This window comes from Bradyrhizobium sp. 155, from assembly GCF_023101105.1.
GTDB classification, from domain to species: Bacteria; Pseudomonadota; Alphaproteobacteria; order Rhizobiales; family Xanthobacteraceae; genus Bradyrhizobium; species Bradyrhizobium canariense_D.
In genome coordinates, this window is the sequence record NZ_CP064704.1 from 1,653,969 (window position 1) to 1,673,248 (window position 19,280).

15 protein-coding genes are annotated in these 19,280 nt (G+C 64.4%); 9 read left to right on the forward strand and 6 right to left on the reverse strand.

What is annotated here, in order from left to right:
• The first annotated feature begins 40 nt into the window (after positions 1-40).
• A complete protein-coding gene (locus IVA93_RS08130) occupies positions 41-838 on the forward strand; it encodes a fumarylacetoacetate hydrolase family protein (protein WP_018454036.1) in 798 nt (265 codons plus the stop codon).
• Between the two features lie 188 nt (positions 839-1,026).
• On the opposite strand, the gene IVA93_RS08135 is transcribed toward IVA93_RS08130, so the two are convergent.
• Both IVA93_RS08135 and IVA93_RS08140 read right to left on the reverse strand, forming a co-directional pair.
• Complete coding sequence (locus IVA93_RS08135) at positions 1,027-1,878, reverse strand: HpcH/HpaI aldolase/citrate lyase family protein (protein WP_026232655.1); 852 nt, start codon at positions 1,876-1,878, stop codon at positions 1,027-1,029.
• Positions 1,878-2,381 carry a MaoC family dehydratase gene (locus tag IVA93_RS08140; protein WP_346016064.1) on the reverse strand — a complete coding sequence of 168 codons (504 nt, stop codon included), beginning with the start codon at positions 2,379-2,381 and terminating at the stop codon, positions 1,878-1,880. The genes IVA93_RS08135 and IVA93_RS08140 overlap by 1 nt, the downstream gene beginning before the upstream one ends.
• A gap of 179 nt (positions 2,382-2,560) precedes the next feature.
• Between IVA93_RS08140 and IVA93_RS08145 the strand changes: the two genes are divergently transcribed.
• On the forward strand, positions 2,561-3,727 hold the full coding sequence (locus IVA93_RS08145) for an acyl-CoA dehydrogenase family protein (RefSeq protein ID WP_007613843.1): 1,167 nt from the start codon (positions 2,561-2,563) through the stop codon (positions 3,725-3,727).
• Between the two features lie 69 nt (positions 3,728-3,796).
• On the opposite strand, the gene IVA93_RS08150 is transcribed toward IVA93_RS08145, so the two are convergent.
• The 3 genes from IVA93_RS08150 to IVA93_RS41130 all read right to left on the reverse strand — a co-directional run bounded on the left by IVA93_RS08150 (position 3,797) and on the right by IVA93_RS41130 (position 6,728).
• Positions 3,797-5,380: an AMP-binding protein gene (locus tag IVA93_RS08150; RefSeq protein ID WP_018454039.1), complete on the reverse strand. Its 1,584-nt coding sequence runs from the start codon at positions 5,378-5,380 to the stop codon at positions 3,797-3,799.
• A 33-nt stretch (positions 5,381-5,413) separates the two neighbouring features.
• Positions 5,414-6,049 carry a uracil phosphoribosyltransferase gene (gene upp, locus IVA93_RS08155; RefSeq protein ID WP_018454040.1) on the reverse strand — a complete coding sequence of 212 codons (636 nt, stop codon included), beginning with the start codon at positions 6,047-6,049 and terminating at the stop codon, positions 5,414-5,416.
• A 478-nt stretch (positions 6,050-6,527) separates the two neighbouring features.
• A complete protein-coding gene (locus tag IVA93_RS41130; RefSeq protein WP_371258506.1) occupies positions 6,528-6,728 on the reverse strand; it encodes a hypothetical protein in 201 nt (66 codons plus the stop codon).
• Positions 6,729-7,215: 487 nt separating this feature from the next.
• Here IVA93_RS41130 and IVA93_RS08165 point away from each other — a divergent pair, with 487 nt between their 5' ends.
• The 6 genes from IVA93_RS08165 (at position 7,216) to IVA93_RS08190 (ending at position 15,364) form a co-directional block, all read left to right on the forward strand.
• Positions 7,216-7,305 carry a K(+)-transporting ATPase subunit F gene (locus IVA93_RS08165; RefSeq protein WP_018454042.1) on the forward strand — a complete coding sequence of 30 codons (90 nt, stop codon included), beginning with the start codon at positions 7,216-7,218 and terminating at the stop codon, positions 7,303-7,305.
• Between the two features lie 31 nt (positions 7,306-7,336).
• A complete protein-coding gene (gene kdpA / locus IVA93_RS08170; RefSeq protein ID WP_026232658.1) occupies positions 7,337-9,040 on the forward strand; it encodes a potassium-transporting ATPase subunit KdpA in 1,704 nt (567 codons plus the stop codon).
• Between the two features lie 49 nt (positions 9,041-9,089).
• Entirely contained in the window at positions 9,090-11,204 is a 2,115-nt protein-coding gene (kdpB, locus tag IVA93_RS08175; protein ID WP_018454044.1) for a potassium-transporting ATPase subunit KdpB, read from the forward strand.
• A 110-nt stretch (positions 11,205-11,314) separates the two neighbouring features.
• The gene (locus tag IVA93_RS08180; RefSeq protein WP_018454045.1) at positions 11,315-11,917 is read left to right on the forward strand and encodes a K(+)-transporting ATPase subunit C; all 603 of its coding nucleotides are present in this window, start codon (positions 11,315-11,317) and stop codon (positions 11,915-11,917) included.
• 37 nt (positions 11,918-11,954) lie between these two features.
• Positions 11,955-14,678, forward strand: coding sequence for a DUF4118 domain-containing protein (locus IVA93_RS08185; RefSeq protein ID WP_247337735.1), 2,724 nt, complete (start codon positions 11,955-11,957; stop codon positions 14,676-14,678).
• Positions 14,675-15,364, forward strand: a complete 690-nt coding sequence (locus tag IVA93_RS08190; protein ID WP_018454047.1) for a response regulator transcription factor — start codon at positions 14,675-14,677, stop codon at positions 15,362-15,364. The genes IVA93_RS08185 and IVA93_RS08190 overlap by 4 nt, the downstream gene beginning before the upstream one ends.
• Positions 15,365-15,508: 144 nt before the next feature.
• Here the strand turns inward: IVA93_RS08190 and ku are convergent, their stop codons facing one another.
• The gene (gene ku / locus IVA93_RS08195; protein WP_018454048.1) at positions 15,509-16,393 is read right to left on the reverse strand and encodes a non-homologous end joining protein Ku; all 885 of its coding nucleotides are present in this window, start codon (positions 16,391-16,393) and stop codon (positions 15,509-15,511) included.
• 116 nt (positions 16,394-16,509) lie between these two features.
• Between ku and ligD the strand changes: the two genes are divergently transcribed.
• Positions 16,510-19,197, forward strand: a complete 2,688-nt coding sequence (gene ligD / locus IVA93_RS08200) for a DNA ligase D (protein WP_018454049.1) — start codon at positions 16,510-16,512, stop codon at positions 19,195-19,197.
• The last annotated feature ends 83 nt before the right edge of the window (positions 19,198-19,280 follow it).

Here is a 19,280-nt window from a genome sequence, read left to right on the forward strand (position 1 = left end):
CGCATGATGCGCCCAACGAACATAAAAAGGGAGCACAACCATGAAAGAGACATCAGCAACGCGACGGGAACTGCTCGCAATTGCCGCGGCGGCAAGTGCTGCCTCAATCGCGGAAGTTGCGCCGGCCGCGGCGCAGGCAGGGCCGAAGCCGATCTTTCCGGTGCCGATGGTCACCATCCCGATCGTCGGCGAAACCCAGGTGTTCCAGGTCCGCCGCATCTACTGCATCGGGCGCAACTATGCGGCGCACGCGATCGAGCGCGGCTCGGACCCGAACCGCGAGCCGCCGTTCTTCTTCCAGAAGCCGACCGACGCGATCCAGAACGTCGCTGTGGGCGAGGTCGCCGATCATCCCTATCCGTCGCTGACCAAGAACTATCACCACGAGGTCGAACTGGTCGCCGCGTTGAAATCCGGCGGCAGCAACATCCCGGCCGAGAAGGCGCTCGACCATGTCTATGGTTATGCGCTCGGCCTCGACATGACCCGGCGCGATCTCCAGAACGGCATGGCCGCGGAGAAGAAGCCGTGGGAGATCGGCAAGAGCTTTGACCACGCCGCGGTGATCGGTCCGATCCACCCGGCCAGCAAGACCGGGCATTTCGACAAGGGCGCCATCTCGCTGGCGATCAACGGGACGGTGAAGCAGAACTCGGATCTCAGCAAGATGATCTGGAGCGTGGCCGAGCAGATCGCAAAACTGTCGGAAGCGTTCGAGCTCAAGGCCGGCGACATCATCTATTCCGGCACGCCGGAGAATGTCGGCCCGGTCGTGAAGGGCGACGTGCTGTTGTGCAAGCTCGACGGCTTGCCGGATATGTCGATCAAGATCGTCTAACGCTCCCCTCTCCCCGCCTGCGGAAAGTGAGGGGCCGGACGTTTTCGCTTCGTCATGCCCGGGCTTGTCCCGGGCATCCACGTTTTGGGTGCCGGTTGCGTGGAAGCCCGTGGATCGCCGGGACAAGCCCGGCCACGACGACGCTGAGAGTGGCTTCGATCCCATCTGTCGCAGCGCGGCGTCCTGATCTAACTCTGGCCGAGGATCTTCTTTGCGGCGCGAAGATGCGGCTTGTCGATCATCTGGCCGTCGAGGCGCAGCGTGCCGGAGTTCGGATTGCTCGCGAACGCCGCGATCACCTTCTCGGCCCAATTGCGCTCGGCCTCGGTCGGCTCGAACGCCGCGTTGACCACGTCGACGTGCTTGGGATGGATCAGCGCTTTCGCCGAAAAACCGTCACGCCGCGCCGCGCGCGTTTCCTGTTCGAGTCCGGTGAGATTGTCGATGTCGGTAAAGACGGTGTCGATCGGCGCGACCTCGGCCGCGGCGGCCGCCATCAGGCAGAGATCGCGGGCCAGACGATAAGGGCTGTGGAACACGCCGCCCGCCGCTTTCTCAGTCGCGCCGAGCGAGGCCGAGAGATCTTCCGCGCCCCACATCAGGCCCGCGAGGCGAGGAGAGCAGCCCTTGTAGCTGCCGAGCCCGAAGATCGAAGCTGCGGTTTCGGTCGCGACGCAGACGATGCGTGTTGAGCCAATGGCGATACCAGCCGCAGCTTCCAAAGCTTCCAGCCAGGTCGCGACCTGTCGCACGTCGTCGCCGCCCTGCGATTTCGGCAGCACGATGCCGTCGGGCTGGCCCGGAATCACCGCGGCAAGGTCGGCGAGCGTCATGCCGGTGTCGAGCGCGTTGACGCGGACATAGAGCTGGTGGGGCTTGTTGCGGCCCTTCAGCATCGTCAGCGTCAACCCGCGCGCCTCCGGCTTCTTGTCGGTGACGACGGAATCTTCGAGATCGATGATCAGCGCGTCGGCGTTGCCTTCGCTGGCCTTCTCGAATTTGCGCGGGGAGTCGCCCGGCACGAACAGCATCGAACGCATCAGACCGGCCTCTTGTGCATCATCGCCATGCGGCGGCATTTGCCGACGATCTCGTCGTTCTGGTTGAGAGCGTGGTGCTCGAACTCGACGATGCCCGCCTTGGGGCGCGATTTGGATTCCCGCAACGAAAGCACCTTTGTCGTCGCCCGCAGCGTATCGCCATGGAAGACCGGTTTCGGAAAAGTGACGTCCGTCATGCCGAGATTGGCAACGGTGGTCCCCATGGTCGTATCATAGACCGTCATGCCGATCATGATGCCGAGGGTGTAAAGGCTGTTGAAAATGCGCTGGCCGAACTCGGTCTGGGCCGAAAAATGTGAGTCGATGTGCAGCGGCTGCGGATTGAGCGTCAGCAGGCTGAACAGGGTGTTATCCATCTCCGTGACGGTCCGCGTCAGGGGATGCCTGAACTCCTGGCCCACCGAAAACTCCTCGAAATAAAGTCCGGCCATCGCGGTTTCCTCCCTGCGAAATAACGGCGCGCTCGCATCCTCGCGCCGCATGACCCTATGCATGCTACACACAGTTGATAGGGAAATTCACGTATCTGTACCCTGCTTTTCAAGTTAAAGAACGCAAGCGAAGGCACGTTCGGGCGCACCAATCCGCCACGGCCTTCGCGTGGGGAACGCGACGAGGGGGAGATTGCGCGTTCGCTTCTCCCAAGAAGGAGATCAAGAATATGGATTTCGCGCTCACCGCTCAGCAGGAAGCCATTCGCGACGCCGTCGCAAAGGTTTGCGAAGACTTTCCCGACGCCTATTGGCTGAAGAAGGACCACGACGGCGGCTTCCCGCACGACTTTCACAAGGCCATGGCGGACGCCGGCTGGCTCGGCATCTGCGTGCCGGAGGAATATGGCGGCTCCGGCCTCGGCATCACCGAAGCCGCGATCATGATGCGCGCCATCGCGGAATCCGGCGCCGGCATGTCCGGCGCCTCCGCGGTGCACATCAACGTGTTCGGTCTCAATCCCGTGGTCGTGTTCGGCACCGAGGAACAGCGCAAGCGCATGCTGCCGCCGATGGTCGAGGGCCGCGAGAAGGCGTGCTTTGCCGTGACCGAGCCCAACACCGGCCTCAACACCACACAGCTCAAGACCCGAGCGGTGGCCAAGAACGACCGCTATATCGTCAACGGCCAGAAGGTGTGGATCTCCACCGCGCAGGTCGCGCACAAGATCCTGCTGCTGGCGCGCACCACGCCGCTGGAGGACGTGCGCTCGCCGACGCATGGGCTGAGCCTGTTCTATACGGACTTCGACCGCAACAGGATCAAGGTCCACGAGATCGAGAAGATGGGCCGCAAAGTCGTCGATTCCAACGAGCTGTTCTTCGAGGACTTTGAAATCCCGATGGAGGATCGCATCGGCGAAGAGGGCAAAGGCTTCCAGTACATTCTCGAAGGCATGAACCCCGAGCGCATTCTCATCGCCGCGGAAGCCGTCGGCCTCGGCAAGCTCGCGCTGTCGCGCGCGACCGAATACGCCAAGACCCGCGTGGTGTTCAACCGGCCGATCGGCAAGAACCAGGGCATTCAGCATCCGCTGGCTGTAAACTGGGTCGAGCTCGAGGCGGCCTGGTTGATGGTGATGTCGGCGGCCTGGCAATACGACAAGGGCATGCCTTGCGGTGGCGCCGCCAATGCCGCGAAATACATTGCGGGTGAGGCCGGATATCACGCCTGCGAGCAGGCGGTGATGACCCATGGCGGTTTTGGCTATGCCAAGGAGTTTCACGTCGAGCGTTACTTGCGTGAAGTTCTGATCCCGCGCATCGCGCCGGTCAGCCCGCAGCTTGCGCTGAGCTTCATCGCGGAAAAGGTGCTTGGACTGGCCAAGTCATACTAAGCTCGAACACGTACCATTGCCGGGCGCCGCGATATTCGCGCCCGATCACCGCGACGCGCTACGGCAGAGCTATTCGGCCGCGATCCGCTCCATCGCCATGGCCCGAAGTCGGGCGCGCTGGATCTTGACGCCGTTGGCGCTGTCGGTGACGGGGAAGGCCTCCACGACATAGATCCGCGCCGGGACCTTGTAGCCGGCGAGCCGCTCGCGCAGGCGGGCGATCAACGCGTCCTGCCGCGGCGGCTCGTGGGGTTGCTGGGCGGGGATCACGAAGGCAACGCAGCGGGCGTTTCCCTTCAGATCGACCGCGACGACCTGGGCGTCGGCCACGCCAGCGCACGATTTGAGTTCGTCCTCGATCTCGCCGGGCGCAACCAGGAAGCCGCCGAGCCGCATGGCGTCGCCCGCGCGGGTTTCGTAGACGAAGGAGCGGTCGCCGCGCAGCTGGCCGATATCGCCGGTGCGGAAGAAGCCGTCCGCGGTGAAGGCGTCGCGCGTCGCGTCGGGATTGTTGTAGTAGCCGAGAAAGAGTGATGGCGCACGGATCTCGATCTCGCCGGAGACGCCGCGAGGGGCGAGTTCGCCGGTCTCGGTGTCGCGCACCCGGACCTTGGCCTCCGGCGACATCGGCCAGCCGCCGCCCTCGATGCGATCGGCGAAGCCATCACTCGAGCGTGCGATCGAGAACAGCGCCTGCACCTCGCTCGAACCGTAGAGGCCGTGCAACGGCATGCCGCGCGCTTCGGCCTCCGCCGCAAGCTCGCGCCAGCCGGGCTGGAACGCGGCAAAGCCGCATGCCTCGAGATGCGGAAATGGATGCGGCGCGTCGGTGAGGGCGAGGATGCGGCGGAACATCTCGTCGGAACCAAAGGCGTGCGTGATCCCGCACTTGCGGAGAATCTTTAGCGCCGGCGCGGCCTCGAAGGCGTCGAGCGCATGGACGGCCGCGCCCGCTGCGACGAAGCCGAGCAAGCTCGTCATGCCAAAAGTGCCGCAGAACGGCAGCATCGCCAGCAGCGCATGGCGCTGCGGCGAGAGCTTGAGCGCCTTGGCAACGGCGGCGGCGTGCGTGGCCAATGTTCGCTGTGAATGCGCGACAAGCTTCGGTCCCTTGGTGGTGCCCGACGTCGTGTAGAGCAGCAGAGGCAGATCGACGTCCTCCTCCTCCGGCGTAGCCGGCGGATAAGGCTTGTCGAAGGCGTCGAAACGTACGCATGGCCATTGGGCGGGAATCTCATCCGCGCCGACCACCGCGAGTTCTCGCAGCGCGGGCACCTCGTCCTTGGCGACGTCGGCGAGAATAGCGGCAAAGTCGATCGAGCGGAACGCGGCTTCGATCACCATCACACGGGCGCCGGACAGCTTCAGGAGATGCGCGACCTCCGCGCTGCGGTAGCGTGTATTGACGGCGGCGACGATTGCCCCACGCCGGGCGGCGGCGAACAGCAGTGCGATCCATTCGATTCGGTTGACCAGCCAGACCGCAACGACGTCGCCCTTGCCGATACCCTGCGCGGCAAGCCAAGCGGCGGTCTGCTCGATCTTTTCCGAGAACTCCGCGCGCGAGACCGGCGTGCCGTCGAACACGAAGGCGGGATCGGCGGCGGCCTCGGCCCGGATCAGCGATTGCTGCGAAAATTCGTTGGCGCCCATGGCAATCGAACTAACCCGATCGCGCGCACCTGTCTACTTGGTGCCGAACATCCGGTCGCCGGCGTCGCCCAGCCCCGGCACGATGTAGCCGTGGTCGTTGAGCCGCTCGTCGATCGCGGCGGTCCAGACCGGCACGTCCGGATGCTCGCTCTGGAACTGCGCGATGCCCTCAGGCGCGGCCAGAAGGCAGACGAAGCGGATGTCGCGGGCGCCGCGCGCCTTCAGCAGCGATGCGCCGGCACAGGCCGAATTGCCGGTCGCCAGCATGGGGTCCATCAGGATCACGGTGCGATCCGACAGGTCCTGCGGCGCCTTGAAGTAATACTCCACGGCCTGCAACGTATCAGGATCGCGGTAGAGCCCGATATGAGCGATGCGCGCCGAGGGCATCAACGCCAGCATGCCGTCGAGGAAGCCGACGCCGGCGCGCAGGATCGGCGCCAGCGTGAGCTTCTTGCCGGCGATCTTGGGCGCCCGCATCGGCGCAATCGGCGTCTCGATCTCGACCAGCTCCAGCGGCAGGTCGCGCGTCACCTCGTAGCCGAGCAGCATCCCGATCTCGTTCAGGATTTCGCGAAAGCTCTTGGTCGAGCGGTCCTTCTCCCGCATCAGGGAGAGCTTGTGCTGGACCAGGGGATGGGCGACCACGTTGACGTTGCTGATGCTCATGAAACCGATCTACACGGTTCCGTGAAACTGCGCCAGATCGGCCGAGTGTTTTTGGTGCGGGAGACGTGCCCTCAGCCGGGCGTCGCGACCGCGCTGCGGAGCCGGTTGCTCGCCCCGTAGGCAGCCATGGTCAATTCGCGGTCGATGGGCGTGACGGTTTATGCTCCGAGCCCGCGCGCCACGAGTGTGATGACGAGCGTCAGGACCGCGCCCACTAGCCGAAATTTTCGCAGCCTACCGGCTCGTAGAGCGGGTCAGGCGCGGGGCGAACAGCGGGAACACTCGGACGCGAAACTTCCAGGGCCAATGCCCGACCCTCGATGAAAGCCGACAGCAGTGCGAGCGCGAGAGGAGTAGCGCGCCTCGACCGCGGCGTCGAGCCAGTCCGGCAATTCGCGCTCGCGCGAGAGAGCGCAATGCCATTCACCCTCGTCATAGGCGATGCGGCGGACTTGCCAGAGCGGCAGCTCCAGCTCCATCAGTGCGCGGCATCGGCCCAGGCCTCTGCTTCGATCAGGCGCGTGACGCGCGCGGTGGGCTCGATCTGTCCGAGCGAAGGGAAGTGCCGACACGCCTTGTCGATGATCTCGAGCATCAACGGTTGCGTCATCACCTGCGCATTGCGCAAGCGGTTGCCAAGTGACGGTGGATCGTAGTGTCGGAGAGCGGCGGTGGTCATGTCAGGCCTCCTGGAGGTGGCGTCGGTCAGTCGGCGGGCCTCTCCAAGATGGCCAAAACGGCATTTGAAAACGAGATGGGGGCGGGCGGGAGATATAGGGATTTCATAAGTGCGGGATGGGGGCGGTCGCGCGCCATTCTCCGCCTTCGCCGGGACGACGATGTGATGTGCCTCGCGAGCGTTGTCCGACCAGGCCAGCCTCGGCCTTTTATGAGATTCCTATAACTTCGCCACGGCCCTCGTCTCGAAAACCTATGCCTGGGGTGGCACTTCAGCACGGTCAAAGGTCCCGGTGGGCGCGGTGGAAATGCACTGGCATTTCCTTTCACGCGCCGACCGGGTCTCCCGAGAAACGGTTGCGTCCAAATCAATGGCGCAACGAGGAGTATCTCCATCATGGACATTCTGATGCTGGCGCTGGGCTTCGGCTTCTTCGCCCTTGCGATTGGCTACACCTACGCCTGCGAACGGCTTTGAAGGAGCGGCCATGATCTTCGATTATTCGCTCGCCGGCGCCGTTTCGCTCGGCCTCCTGTTCTACCTCACTTACGCGCTGCTGCGGCCCGAGCGGTTCTGACCGTGCTCACGAAGCCTGAAGGGTTGATATCATGACTATGATCGGTTGGCTCCAGATCATTCTCTTTTGCGTCATTACCGTCGCGCTCACAAAACCGCTCGGCTGGTACATGACGCGCGTGTTCAACGGCGAGCGGACCTTCCTGTCTCCGGTGCTGCGTCCGATCGAGGCCGGCATCTACCGGTTCTCCGGCGTCGACGAGAAGCGCGAGCAGCATTGGCTGACCTATACGGTCGCCATGCTGTTGTTCCATGTCGGCGGCTTCCTCATCATCTACGGCGTGATGCGGTTGCAGGCCGTCCTGCCGTTCAATCCGGCCGGCCAAAGCGCTGTCGCCGCGGATCTCTCCTTCAACACCGCGATCTCCTTCATCACCAACACCAACTGGCAGAATTACGGTGGAGAGAGCACGCTGTCCTATCTCGTGCAGATGCTCGGCTTGACGCACCAGAACTTCTTGTCGGCGGCAACCGGCATCGCGCTGGCGGTCGCCCTGATCCGCGGCTTCTCGCGCGCGTCGGCGCGCACCGTCGGAAATTTTTGGGTCGACGTCACCCGCTGCAGCCTCTATGTGCTGTTGCCAATCGGTATTGTCTATACGCTGTTCCTGGTCTGGCAGGGCATCCCGCAGACGCTCGGTGACTATGTCGAGGCCACCACGCTCGAGGGTGCCAAGCAAACCATCGCGGTCGGCCCGGTCGCCTCCCAGGTCGCGATCAAGATGCTCGGCACCAATGGCGGCGGCTTCTTCAACGCCAATGCGGCGCATCCGTTCGAAAATCCAACCGCGCTGTCGAACTTCGTGCAGATGCTGTCGATCTTCGTGCTAGGTGCGGCGCTGACCAACGTGTTCGGTCGCATGGTCGGCAACGAGCGCCAGGGCTGGTCGATCCTGTCCGTGATGGGCGTGCTGTTCGTCGCAGGTGTCGTCATCACCTATTGGGCGGAGGCCAACGGTACTTCGACCCTGCACGCGCTCGGCCTGACCGGCGGCAACATGGAAGGCAAGGAGGTTCGCTTCGGCATCATCGCGTCCTCCCTGTTCGCCGTGATCACGACGGCCGCCTCCTGTGGCGCGGTCAACGCCATGCATGACAGCTTCACGGCGCTCGGCGGCATGATTCCCCTGATCAATATGCAGCTCGGCGAAATCATCGTCGGCGGCGTCGGCGCCGGCCTTTATGGCATGCTGCTGTTCGTCGTGCTCGCGATCTTCGTGGCAGGCCTGATGGTCGGCCGCACGCCGGAGTATGTCGGCAAGAAGATCGAGGCGCGCGAAGTGAAGATGGCGATGCTCGCGATCCTGGTGCTGCCGCTGATGTATCTGGGATGGACCGCGGTCGGCGTGGTCTATCCGGCGGCGGTCGCCTCGATGGCGAATGCCGGGCCGCATGGCTTCACCGAGGTGCTCTATGCCTTCACCTCGGCGACCGGCAACAACGGCTCGGCATTCGCGGGCCTTACCGGCAACACCTTCTTCTACAATCTCACGCTCGCAAGCGCGATGTTCGTCGGCCGCTTCTTCATGATCATCCCGGCGATGGCGATCGCGGGTTCGCTGGCCGCCAAGAAATCGATCCCGCCGTCCGCGGGCACCCTCCCGACCACGGGCGGGCTGTTCGTCGGCCTCGTCGTCGGCGTGATCCTGATCATCGGCGGCCTCACCTTCTTCCCGGCCCTCGCCCTCGGCCCCATCGTCGAGCATCTCGCGATGAACGCCGGCCAGGTGTTCTGAACGACTAGTGTTCTGATCGACCGCCTTCTGATTGTTTGGAGGGACCTCCATGGATACCACGAAACTGCAAAAACGCGCGTCCGTCTCGGCGATGCTCGATCCCAAGATCGTCGTGCCTGCGATCCGCGCGTCCTTCATCAAGCTCGATCCGCGCTTGATGATCAAGAATCCGGTGATGTTTGTGGTCGAGATCGTGGCCGCGCTCACCACTGTGATCTTCCTGCGCGATCTCCTCACCGCCGGTGAGAATCTCGGCTTCACCTTCCAGATCATCGTCTGGCTCTGGTTCACGGTGCTGTTTGCCAACTTCGCCGAAGCGGTGGCCGAAGGCCGCGGCAAGGCGCAGGCGGAATCGCTGCGCAAGACCCGCACCGAGAGCCAGGCCAAGCTACTGACCGGCTCTGACCGCACCTTCAAGTTGGTGCCCGGCACCAGCCTCAAGGTCGGCGACATCGTGCTGGTCGAGGCCGGCGATACCATTCCCTCCGATGGCGAGGTGATCGAGGGCGTCGCGTCCGTCAACGAGGCCGCCATCACCGGCGAGTCCGCACCCGTGATCCGCGAATCCGGTGGCGACCGTTCGGCGGTGACCGGCGGCACCCAGGTGCTGTCCGACTGGTTTCGCGTGCGGATCACGGCAGCGCAGGGCTCGACCTTCGTCGACCGTATGATCAAGCTGGTCGAGGGCGCCGAGCGGGCGAAGACTCCGAACGAGATCGCGCTCAACATCCTGCTGGCGGGCCTCACCATCATCTTCGTGTTCGCCACCGTCACCATCCCGAGCTACGCGGCCTATGCCGGCGGCTCGATCTCGGTGGTTGTGCTGGTCGCGCTGTTCGTGACGCTGATCCCGACCACGATCGGCGCACTGCTGTCGGCGATCGGCATCGCCGGCATGGACCGTCTGGTCCGCTTCAACGTGCTGGCGATGTCCGGCCGTGCGGTCGAGGCCGCCGGAGACGTCGACACGCTACTGCTCGACAAGACCGGAACGATCACGCTCGGCAACCGCCAGGCGACCTCCTTTCGCCCGGTGCGCGGGGTCACCGAGCAGGAGCTGGCGGACGCGGCCCAGCTCGCCTCGCTCGCCGACGAGACCCCGGAGGGCCGTTCGATCGTGGTGCTGGCCAAGGAAAAATACAGTATCCGTGGCCGCGACATGGCCGAGTTGGGAGCCACCTTCATCCCGTTCACGGCGCTGACCCGCATGAGCGGCGTCGACGCCGGCGGCTCGTCGGTGCGTAAGGGCGCGGTCGATGCGATCCTCAACTATGTCGGTGGCGGTAGACCGCTGGTGGTCGCCTCCGGCAACACGGCTCGTTCCATCCAGCCCGCCGGGCTCTCGGACATCGGCCGCGAGATTCAGACCATCGCCGACGACATATCGAAGGCCGGCGGCACGCCGCTGGCGGTCGCCCGGGACGGCAAGCTGCTCGGCATCATCCAGCTCAAGGACATCGTCAAGGGCGGTATCCGCGAGCGCTTTGCCGAGCTGCGACGCATGGGCATCCGCACCGTCATGATTACCGGCGACAATCCCATGACGGCGGCCGCGATTGCAGCGGAAGCCGGCGTCGACGACTTCCTGGCGCAGGCAACTCCCGAGGACAAGCTCAAGCTGATCCGCGACGAGCAGGCCAAGGGTAAGTTGGTGGCGATGTGCGGCGACGGCACCAACGATGCGCCGGCGCTCGCGCAGGCAGATGTCGGTGTCGCCATGAACACGGGCACCCAGGCGGCTCGCGAGGCCGGCAACATGGTCGACCTCGACTCCAATCCGACCAAGCTGATCGAGGTGGTCGAGATCGGCAAGCAGCTCCTGATGACGCGCGGCGCGCTGACTACATTCTCGATCGCCAACGACGTCGCGAAATATTTCGCGATAATCCCGGCGATGTTCCTGGCGTTCTACCCCCAGCTCAATGTGCTCAACATCATGAATCTGTCGAGCCCGCAGAGCGCCATCCTGTCGGCGATCATCTTCAACGCGCTTGTTATCATCGCGCTGATCCCGCTGGCGCTGAAGGGCGTCGCCTATCGCGCGGTCGGGGCCGGCGCACTGCTCCGGCGCAACCTGCTGATCTACGGCCTCGGCGGAATCGTCATTCCCTTCATCGGCATCAAGGCGATCGACCTCGTGGTGACCGCTTTGCATTTGGCCTAACCCCGTCATTGCGAGCGAAGCGAAGCAATCCAGAATTCTTGCCGCGGCTGAGAGACTGGATTGCTTCGTCGCTTCGCCCCTCGCAATGACGAAAGAAATAGGAGAAACACATGCTCAGAGAAATCCGCCCCGCCATCGTCCTGCTGCTGGTGCTCACCGCCATCACTGGCTTAGCCTATCCGCTCGCGATGACCGCTATTGCCGGCGCGATCTTCCCCGCGCAGGCGCAGGGCAGCCTGATCGAGCGCGACGGCAAGGTGGTCGGCTCCGCCCTGATCGGGCAGGAGTTCAAGGACGACAAATATTTCCACGGCCGTCCCTCGGCGACGGTGGCGCCGAATCCGAACGATTCGACCAAGACGGTACCGGCGCCCTACAACGCCGCGAATTCGGGTGGCTCAAATCTCGGCCCGACCAGCAAGGCGCTGGCCGACCGGCTGCAGGAAGACGTGGACAAGCTCAGGGGCGAGAATCCGAATGCCGCCGTGCCGGTCGACCTCGTGACGACCTCAGCCAGTGGCCTCGATCCGGATATCTCGCCGGAAGCGGCGCAATTCCAGGTGCCGCGCGTCGCGAAGGCGCGAAACGTGCCGGAGGATCAGGTCAAGCAACTGGTGGCTTCCAACACCCAGGGCCGCCTGCTCGGCCTGATCGGCGAGCCCCGGGTCAACGTGCTGACTCTGAATCTCGCGCTCGATCGTGCCACGAAGTAGTCTAGGCTGGGTCCGCGCGGATGATTATATTGATCTGATGGTCCGAGAGCGCCGCGATCCCGAACAACGTCCTTCGCCCGAGGCGCTGCTGGAGGCCGCGCGCCGGGAGGAGGGCGTGAGCGGCAAGCTGAAAATCTTCGTCGGCGCCGCTCCCGGCGTCGGCAAGACCTACGAGATGCTGCAAAGCGCCCACGCCAAGCGCAAGGCCGGCATCGACCTCGTGGTCGGCTTCGTCGAGACCCATGGCCGGGCCGAGACAGAGGCGCTGGTGCGTGGGCTGGAAGTGATCCCGCGCAAGAAGCTCGACTACCGCGGCCAGATTGTCGAAGAAATGGATCTCGACGCCGTGATCGCGCGCCGCCCGAAAATCGCGCTGGTCGACGAGCTCGCCCACACCAATGCTCCCCTTTGTCGCCATCCAAAACGCCATCTCGATGTCGAGGAGCTGCTGTCCCACGGCATCGACGTCTACACCGCCGTCAATATCCAGCACATCGAGAGCCTGAACGACGTTGTCGCGCAGATCACCCATGTGCGGGTGCGCGAGACCGTGCCGGATTCGGTGTTCGACCGCGCAGACGCCATCGAGCTGATCGACCTCACGCCCGACGACCTGATCCAGCGCCTGAAGGAAGGCAAGGTCTATGTCCCCAGGCAGGCCGAGCGGGCGCTGGAGCATTATTTCTCGCCGGGCAACCTGACCGCGCTGCGTGAACTCGCGCTGCGGCGCACGGCCGAACGGGTCGACGAGCAGCTACTCAGCCACATGCAGGCGAACGCGATCGCCGGTCCCTGGGCCGCAGGCGAGCGCATCCTCGTCTGCATCAGCGAAGATCCGCGCGCGGCCAGCCTCGTGCGTTACACCAAGCGGCTGGCCGACCGGCTGCACGCGCCGTTTATCGCGGTGTCGATCGAGACGCGGCGGTCCCTGCAAATGTCCGATGAGGAGCGCGACCGGCTCGCCGATACGCTGCGGCTCGCGGAATCGCTCGGCGGCGAGGCACTGACGATTCCGGGCGTCGGCCGCCGCCTCGCCGACGACGTGGTCAACTTCGCGCAGGGCAACAACGTCACCCAGATCGTGATCGGAAAGTCCACGCGCTCGCTCTGGTTCGAGATGACGCGCGGCTCCGTCGTGCGCGATCTGGTGCGCCGCGCCGGTAACATCAGCGTGCATGTCATCCCTGGCGACGAATTCACGAACGAGCCGCCGCCGAAGACGGCGGTACAGACCGCAACGCGATCGGACCCGTTCGATGGGCGGCCCTATCTGAAGGCGGTCGGGATCACCGCGCTTGGCCTCGCTGCCGCCGTGGCGATCAAGCCGTATTTCGGCATTGAGAACGTCGACCTGATGTTTCTGACCGCCGTGGTGACGGTTGCCGTGCGCTACGGATTGTGGCCGTCGTTGCTTGCGAGTGTCGCGGCGTCCCTCGCCTACAATTTCTTCTTCCTGCCGCCGGTCTATACCTTCACCATTACCGATCCGACCAATGTCGCGGCGTTCTTTTTCTTCATGCTGATTGCGTTCGTGGTGTCGAATGTGGCGGGGCGGGTCCGCACCCAGGCTGATGCTGCGATCGGCCGCATCCGGACCACCGAGCAGCTCTATGCTTTCAGCCGCAAGCTCGCCGGCACCGGCACGCTCGACGACGTGCTGTGGGCGACCGCCTACCAGATCGCGCTGATGCTGAAAGTCCGCGTGGTGCTGCTGTTGCCGGACGAAGGGCTGCTCACGGTGAAGTCGGGCTATCCGCCCGAGGACGATCTCGATCAGGCCGACCTTGCGGCCGCCAACTGGGCCTGGAGCAATGACCGGCCTGCAGGCCGCGGCTCGGACACGCTGCCTGGTGCAAAACGGCTATTCCTGCCGATGCGCACCGGGCGCGGCCCGATCGGGGTCATCGGAATCGACAACGACCGCACCGGTCCCTTGCTGACGCCGGACCAGCGCCGGCTGCTCGACGCGCTGGTCGACCAGGGCGCGCTGGCGATCGAACGCGTGCTGCTGGTCGAGGACGTCGATCGCGTCAAGCGCTCCGTCGAATCCGAGCGGCTGCGTTCCGCATTGTTGACCTCGATTTCACACGACCTGAAGACGCCGCTCGCATCCGTGCTGGGTGCGGCCTCGACCATGCGCGATCTCGCCAGCGCGCTCTCCGACACCGAGAATCGCGACCTGCTCGCGACGGTCATCGACGAATCCGAACGGCTCAACCGCTTCATCGCCAATCTGCTCGACATGACCAAGCTCGAATCCGGCGCCATCGTGCCCAACGCTGCGTTGCACGATCTCGGAGAGATCGTCGGCAGCGCGCTCCGGCGGGCAGCCAAGATCCTCACCGCCCACAAGGTGGAGCTGGAGTTGGCCGCAGACCTTCCTATGCTCCAGCTCGATGCGGTGCTGTTCGAGCAGGTGCTGTTCAACCTGCTCGACAACGCCGCCAAATATTCGCAGCCCCACGCGACGGTCTCGATCCGCAGCCGGCGCGACAGCGATCATGTGGTGCTCCAGATTGCCGACGAGGGCGACGGCATTCCGTCTGAGGAGCTCGAGAGGGTGTTCGACAAGTTTTATCGCGTGCAGAAGGGCGACCATGTCCGTCCCGGCACCGGGCTCGGGCTCGCCATCTCCCGCGGCTTCGTCGAGGCGATGCGTGGCACGATCTCGGCGGCGAATCGCAGCGACCGGAGCGGCGCGGTTCTGACCATCCGTCTGCCCATTCCCGCCCGGACCCGTGCATTGGATACCGCCGCATGAGCGCCGCCCCGATCAAAGTGCTGGTCATCGACGACGAGCCGCCGATCCGCAAATTGCTGCGGATGGGGCTCTCGACGCAAGGCTATGAGATCCTGGAGGCGTCGAACGGCAAGACCGCGCTGGAGAAGCTCAGCGAGGATCCCGCGCTGATCATCCTCGATCTCGGCCTGCCCGACATCCAGGGCCATGAGCTGTTGCGTACCATCCGCGCCCGCAACGAAGCTGTGCCGATCGTGGTGCTGTCGAGCCGTGGCGATGAGGCCGGCAAGGTGCAGGCGCTGGATCTGGGTGCCGACGATTACCTGACGAAGCCGTTCGGCATGGACGAGCTGCTGGCGCGCCTGCGCGCCGCGCTGCGCCACCAGCTTCAGATCCAGGGCGAACGGCCGGTGTTTCGTGCCGGCGATCTCTCGGTCGATCTGGTGCGCCGGGTCGTCAGGGTCGGCGAGCGCGACGTCAAACTGTCGCCGAAGGAATATGACCTCCTGCGTGTGCTGGTGCAGCACGCCGGCAAGGTGCTCACCCACCGCTTCCTGCTGAGGGAGTTATGGGACGAGCTGACCGACGCGCAATATCTCCGCGTCTATGTCCGCCAGCTCCGGCAAAAGATCGAAGCGGATCCGGAACGGCCGCAACATGTGCTGACGGAGACGGGGATCGGCTATCGGCTGAAGGCGGGGGATTGACGCTGCATCCCTCATCCTGAGGAGCGCGGAACGCGCGTCTCGAAGGATGAAGGTCCCGACTGTTGCAGCGAGGCCTGCATGGTTCGAGACGGCGCTTCGCGCCTCCTCACCTTGAGGGAAGAGAGTGAGGTGCGCGGTGGAGAGCTAACCCGCCTTCCTCTGCCGCGCTGTCGACCGATGCGTCTTCTTCGCGGCGCCCGTTCGCCCCGACGCCCGGCGCGCATGGGACTTCGCCGCCGTCTTCTTCCCGCCGCGTCCCTTCAAGCTCTGCTTCAGCGCATCCATCAGGCTGACCACATTGCTCGGCTTCTCCTCGGGCTCCGGCAGTTCGATTGTCTTGCCGCTGGCCTTGCGCTTCACCAGGGCCTTCAGCGCGGTCTCGTAGTCGTCCTTGAACTTGCTGGGATCGAAATGGGAGGTCTTGGTCTGGAGGATATGGCCGGCGAGCTCAACCATGTCCTTGGTGATCTTCGGGCTCTTGATGTCGTCGAAGAACTGGTCCTCGTCGCGCAGTTCGTAGGGGAAGCGCAGCGTGGTGCCGAGCAGGCCCTTGCCGAGCGGCTCGATCGCGATGATGTGCTCGCGATTGGTGAGCACGATCTTGGCGAGCGCGACGCGATCCTGGTCCTTCATGGCGTCGCGGATCACGGCAAAAGCATCGACCGCGGCCTTGCCGTCGGGCGCGATGTAGTAGGGGTGGTTGAGATAGCGCTGGTCGATCTCGTCGCTCGGCACAAAGCTCTCGATGTCGATGGTGTGGTTGCTCTCGATCTGGACCGCTTCGAGCTCCTCCGGCTCGATCTCGACATATTTGCCCTTGCGCAGCTCGTAGCCGCGCCCCTTCTGGTCGCTCTCGACGACGTCGCCGGTCTCGGCGTCGATCATCTGCTGCTTCAACCGGTTGCCGGTCTCCCGGTTGATCATGTGAAACCGCGTCTTCTCGGCCGCGGTGGTCGCCGGATAAAGCACAACGGGGCAACTGACCAGCGAGAGCTTCAACGTTCCCTTCCAATAGGCGCGCGGTGCCATTCCGTTCTCCAGCGTCTGCGAGTCATTTTGGAACCCCAACCGTCCCGCGGGGTTTTGGTTCCGGGTGGGATGCGGGCCGTGATAGGCTTCACGCCAAAGAGAATCCGGGACCAGTCGTGCTGCAAAAGCTCTCCAAGTATCGACAGAAACGTGATTTCGAGAAGACGCCCGAGCCATCGGGCAAGACCGCGGTGGCGCCGTCGAAGCAGCGCCGCTTCGTGATTCAGAAGCATGACGCTTCGCGGCTGCACTACGATCTGCGGCTCGAGTTCGATGGCGTCTTCAAGTCCTGGGCGGTGACAAAAGGGCCCTCGCTCGATCCGCACGACAAGCGGCTGGCCGTCGAGGTCGAGGACCATCCGCTCGACTATGGCGACTTCGAAGGCACGATTCCGGAAGGCCAGTACGGCGGCGGCACGGTCATGCTGTGGGATCGCGGCACCTGGGAATCCGATGATCCCGAACGCGGTTTCAAGAAGGGCGATCTGAAGTTCACGCTGCACGGCGAGAAGCTGCACGGCAGCTGGGTCCTGGTGCGCATGCGCAACGACCGCACCGGCGGCAAACGGACCAATTGGCTCCTGATCAAGCATCGCGACGAATATGTTCGCGAGGGCGCAGACAACGACATTCTGGAGGAGGACAAATCGGTCGCCTCCGGCCGCGCGATGGATCAGATCGCCGAAGGCAAGGGCCGTGCGCCAAAACCGTTCATGCTGGCGAAGGGCACCAAGGCCAAGGCCGACGCGGTCTGGCAGTCCAACCGGGCGGACGAGGCGAAAGAGCGCACGGTCAAGCCGGCGCCCCGCGCGGCGTTGAAAACCGGCAAAACAGTCAAGAAGAAAGCGACGACCGCGACGACCGCGAACAAGGCGGCGGAGATGCCGGATTTCGTGGCGCCGCAGCTCTGTACGTCGGTCGAGCGCCCGCCGGGCGGCGACGGCTGGTGCCACGAGATCAAGTTCGACGGCTACCGCGTGCAGCTGCGGGTCGAGGGCGGCAAGGCGACGTTGAAGACGCGCAAAGGCCTCGACTGGACCGAAAAATTCGCAACTATCGCGAAGGAGGCGGGCGCGCTGCCGGATATGATGGTCGACGGCGAGATCGTCGCGCTCGACCACAATGGAGCACCCAATTTTTCGTCGCTCCAGGCGGCGCTGTCGGACGGCAAGACCGAGGAGCTCATCTTCTTTGCGTTCGACCTGCTGTTTGCGGAAGGCCTCGATTATCGCCGGCTGCCGCTCGGCGAGCGCAAGGCGCGGTTGAAGGAGCTGCTGGAAGCGCGTAAGCGCAAATCGAGCCAGATTCGCTATGTCGAGCATTTCGAAAGCGGCGGCGACGCCGTGCTGCAATCCGCCTGCAAGCTCGAGCTCGAGGGCGTGGTGTCGAAGAAGCTGGACGCGCCCTATCGTTCGGGGCGGACAGAAAGCTGGACCAAAGCAAAATGCCGCGCCGGCCATGAGGTCGTGATCGGCGGTTACAAGACCACCAATGGCAAATTCCGTTCGCTGATGGCCGGCGTGCACCGCGGTGATCATCTCGCCTTCGTCGGCATGGTCGGCACCGGCTTCGGCGCGGACAAGGTCAAGCGCATCATGCCGTCCTTGAAGGCTATGGAGGCGAAGCAAAGCCCCTTCGGCGGCAAGAACGCACCGAAAAAGACGCGCGAGGTGCACTGGCTGAAGCCGGAGCTCGTGGCGGAGATCGAGTTCGCCGGCTTCACTGCCGACGGCAATATCCGCCAGGCCGCCTTCAAGGGTCTGCGGCAGGACAAGCCGGCGGAGGAGGTCGAGGCCGAGACACCGGTCGATACCGAGCTTGCCGAGCCCTCGACGAAGCAGCGCGCGAAGCCGCGCGCGCAAGCGAAGACCGGTGCACGAACAGCGCAAGCCGGCACTGCCGAAGTGATGGGTGTCGTGCTCTCGAAGCCGGACAAGGCGCTGTGGCCGGACGACGGCAATGGCGATCCCGTTACCAAGCTGGATCTCGCGCGCTACCTCGAAGCCGTCGGCGAATGGATGATCGTGCATCTCAAGGGCCGGCCGTGCTCGCTGATCCGCGCCCCTGACGGCATCAAGGGCGAATGCTTCTTCCAGCGCCACGCCATGCAGGGCACCTCGAACCTTCTGGAGCTCGCGCGGGTCTCCGGCGACCGCAAGCCCTATTTGCAGATCGACCGCATCGAAGGGCTCGCGGCCGTGGCGCAGATCGGCGGCGTCGAGCTGCATCCCTGGAATTGCGCGCCCTACGCCTACGATACCCCGGGCCGGCTGGTGTTCGATCTCGATCCCGCGCCCGACGTCGTCTTCGCCGAGGTCGTTGAGGCCGCCAAGGAGATGCGGCAGCGGCTGACCGACATCGGCATGGAAAGCTTCTGCAAGACCACCGGCGGCAAAGGTCTGCACGTCGTGGTCCCGCTGCGTCACGGCGCGCGCGACCAGGTGAGCTGGAAGGAGGCCAAGGCCTTCGCGCAAGGCGTCTGCCAGTGGATGGCGGACGACGCTCCCGAGCGCTATCTGCTCAACATGTCGAAGAAGCTGCGCAACGGAAAGATCTTCCTGGACTATCTGCGCAACGATCGGATGTCGACGGCGGTGGCGCCGCTGTCGCCGCGTGCGCGAGATGGTGCGACTGTGTCGATGCCGGTCACGTGGGCGCAGGTGAAGAGCGACCTCGATCCGAAGCGGTACACGGTGCGGACGGTGCCCGGCTTGCTGGCGCGATCGAAGGCGTGGGATGGTTATGACGATGCAGCCGCGTCGATCAAGGCGGCGATCAAGAAGCTCGCCGGGAAAACGAAGTAGGGTGGGTAAAGTGAAGCGTGCCCACCATCTTCTCTCAGCCGAGCAAAAAGGTGGGCACGGCGCATTGCGCCTTTGCCCACCCT

What these genes read in the sequence shown, in the direction of transcription:
- IVA93_RS08130 (WP_018454036.1), top strand. Translation starts at nt 41, where the DNA reads ATGAAAGAGACATCAGCAACGCGACGGGAACTGCTCGCAATTGCCGCG.
- IVA93_RS08135 (WP_026232655.1), bottom strand. Translation starts at nt 1,878, where the DNA reads ATGCGTTCGATGCTGTTCGTGCCGGGCGACTCCCCGCGCAAATTCGAG.
- IVA93_RS08140 (WP_346016064.1), bottom strand. Translation starts at nt 2,381, where the DNA reads ATGCGGCGCGAGGATGCGAGCGCGCCGTTATTTCGCAGGGAGGAAACC.
- IVA93_RS08145 (WP_007613843.1), top strand. Translation starts at nt 2,561, where the DNA reads ATGGATTTCGCGCTCACCGCTCAGCAGGAAGCCATTCGCGACGCCGTC.
- IVA93_RS08150 (WP_018454039.1), bottom strand. Translation starts at nt 5,380, where the DNA reads ATGGGCGCCAACGAATTTTCGCAGCAATCGCTGATCCGGGCCGAGGCC.
- upp (WP_018454040.1), bottom strand. Translation starts at nt 6,049, where the DNA reads ATGAGCATCAGCAACGTCAACGTGGTCGCCCATCCCCTGGTCCAGCAC.
- IVA93_RS41130 (WP_371258506.1), bottom strand. Translation starts at nt 6,728, where the DNA reads ATGACCACCGCCGCTCTCCGACACTACGATCCACCGTCACTTGGCAAC.
- IVA93_RS08165 (WP_018454042.1), top strand. Translation starts at nt 7,216, where the DNA reads ATGATCTTCGATTATTCGCTCGCCGGCGCCGTTTCGCTCGGCCTCCTG.
- kdpA (WP_026232658.1), top strand. Translation starts at nt 7,337, where the DNA reads ATGACTATGATCGGTTGGCTCCAGATCATTCTCTTTTGCGTCATTACC.
- kdpB (WP_018454044.1), top strand. Translation starts at nt 9,090, where the DNA reads ATGGATACCACGAAACTGCAAAAACGCGCGTCCGTCTCGGCGATGCTC.
- IVA93_RS08180 (WP_018454045.1), top strand. Translation starts at nt 11,315, where the DNA reads ATGCTCAGAGAAATCCGCCCCGCCATCGTCCTGCTGCTGGTGCTCACC.
- IVA93_RS08185 (WP_247337735.1), top strand. Translation starts at nt 11,955, where the DNA reads ATGGTCCGAGAGCGCCGCGATCCCGAACAACGTCCTTCGCCCGAGGCG.
- IVA93_RS08190 (WP_018454047.1), top strand. Translation starts at nt 14,675, where the DNA reads ATGAGCGCCGCCCCGATCAAAGTGCTGGTCATCGACGACGAGCCGCCG.
- ku (WP_018454048.1), bottom strand. Translation starts at nt 16,393, where the DNA reads ATGGCACCGCGCGCCTATTGGAAGGGAACGTTGAAGCTCTCGCTGGTC.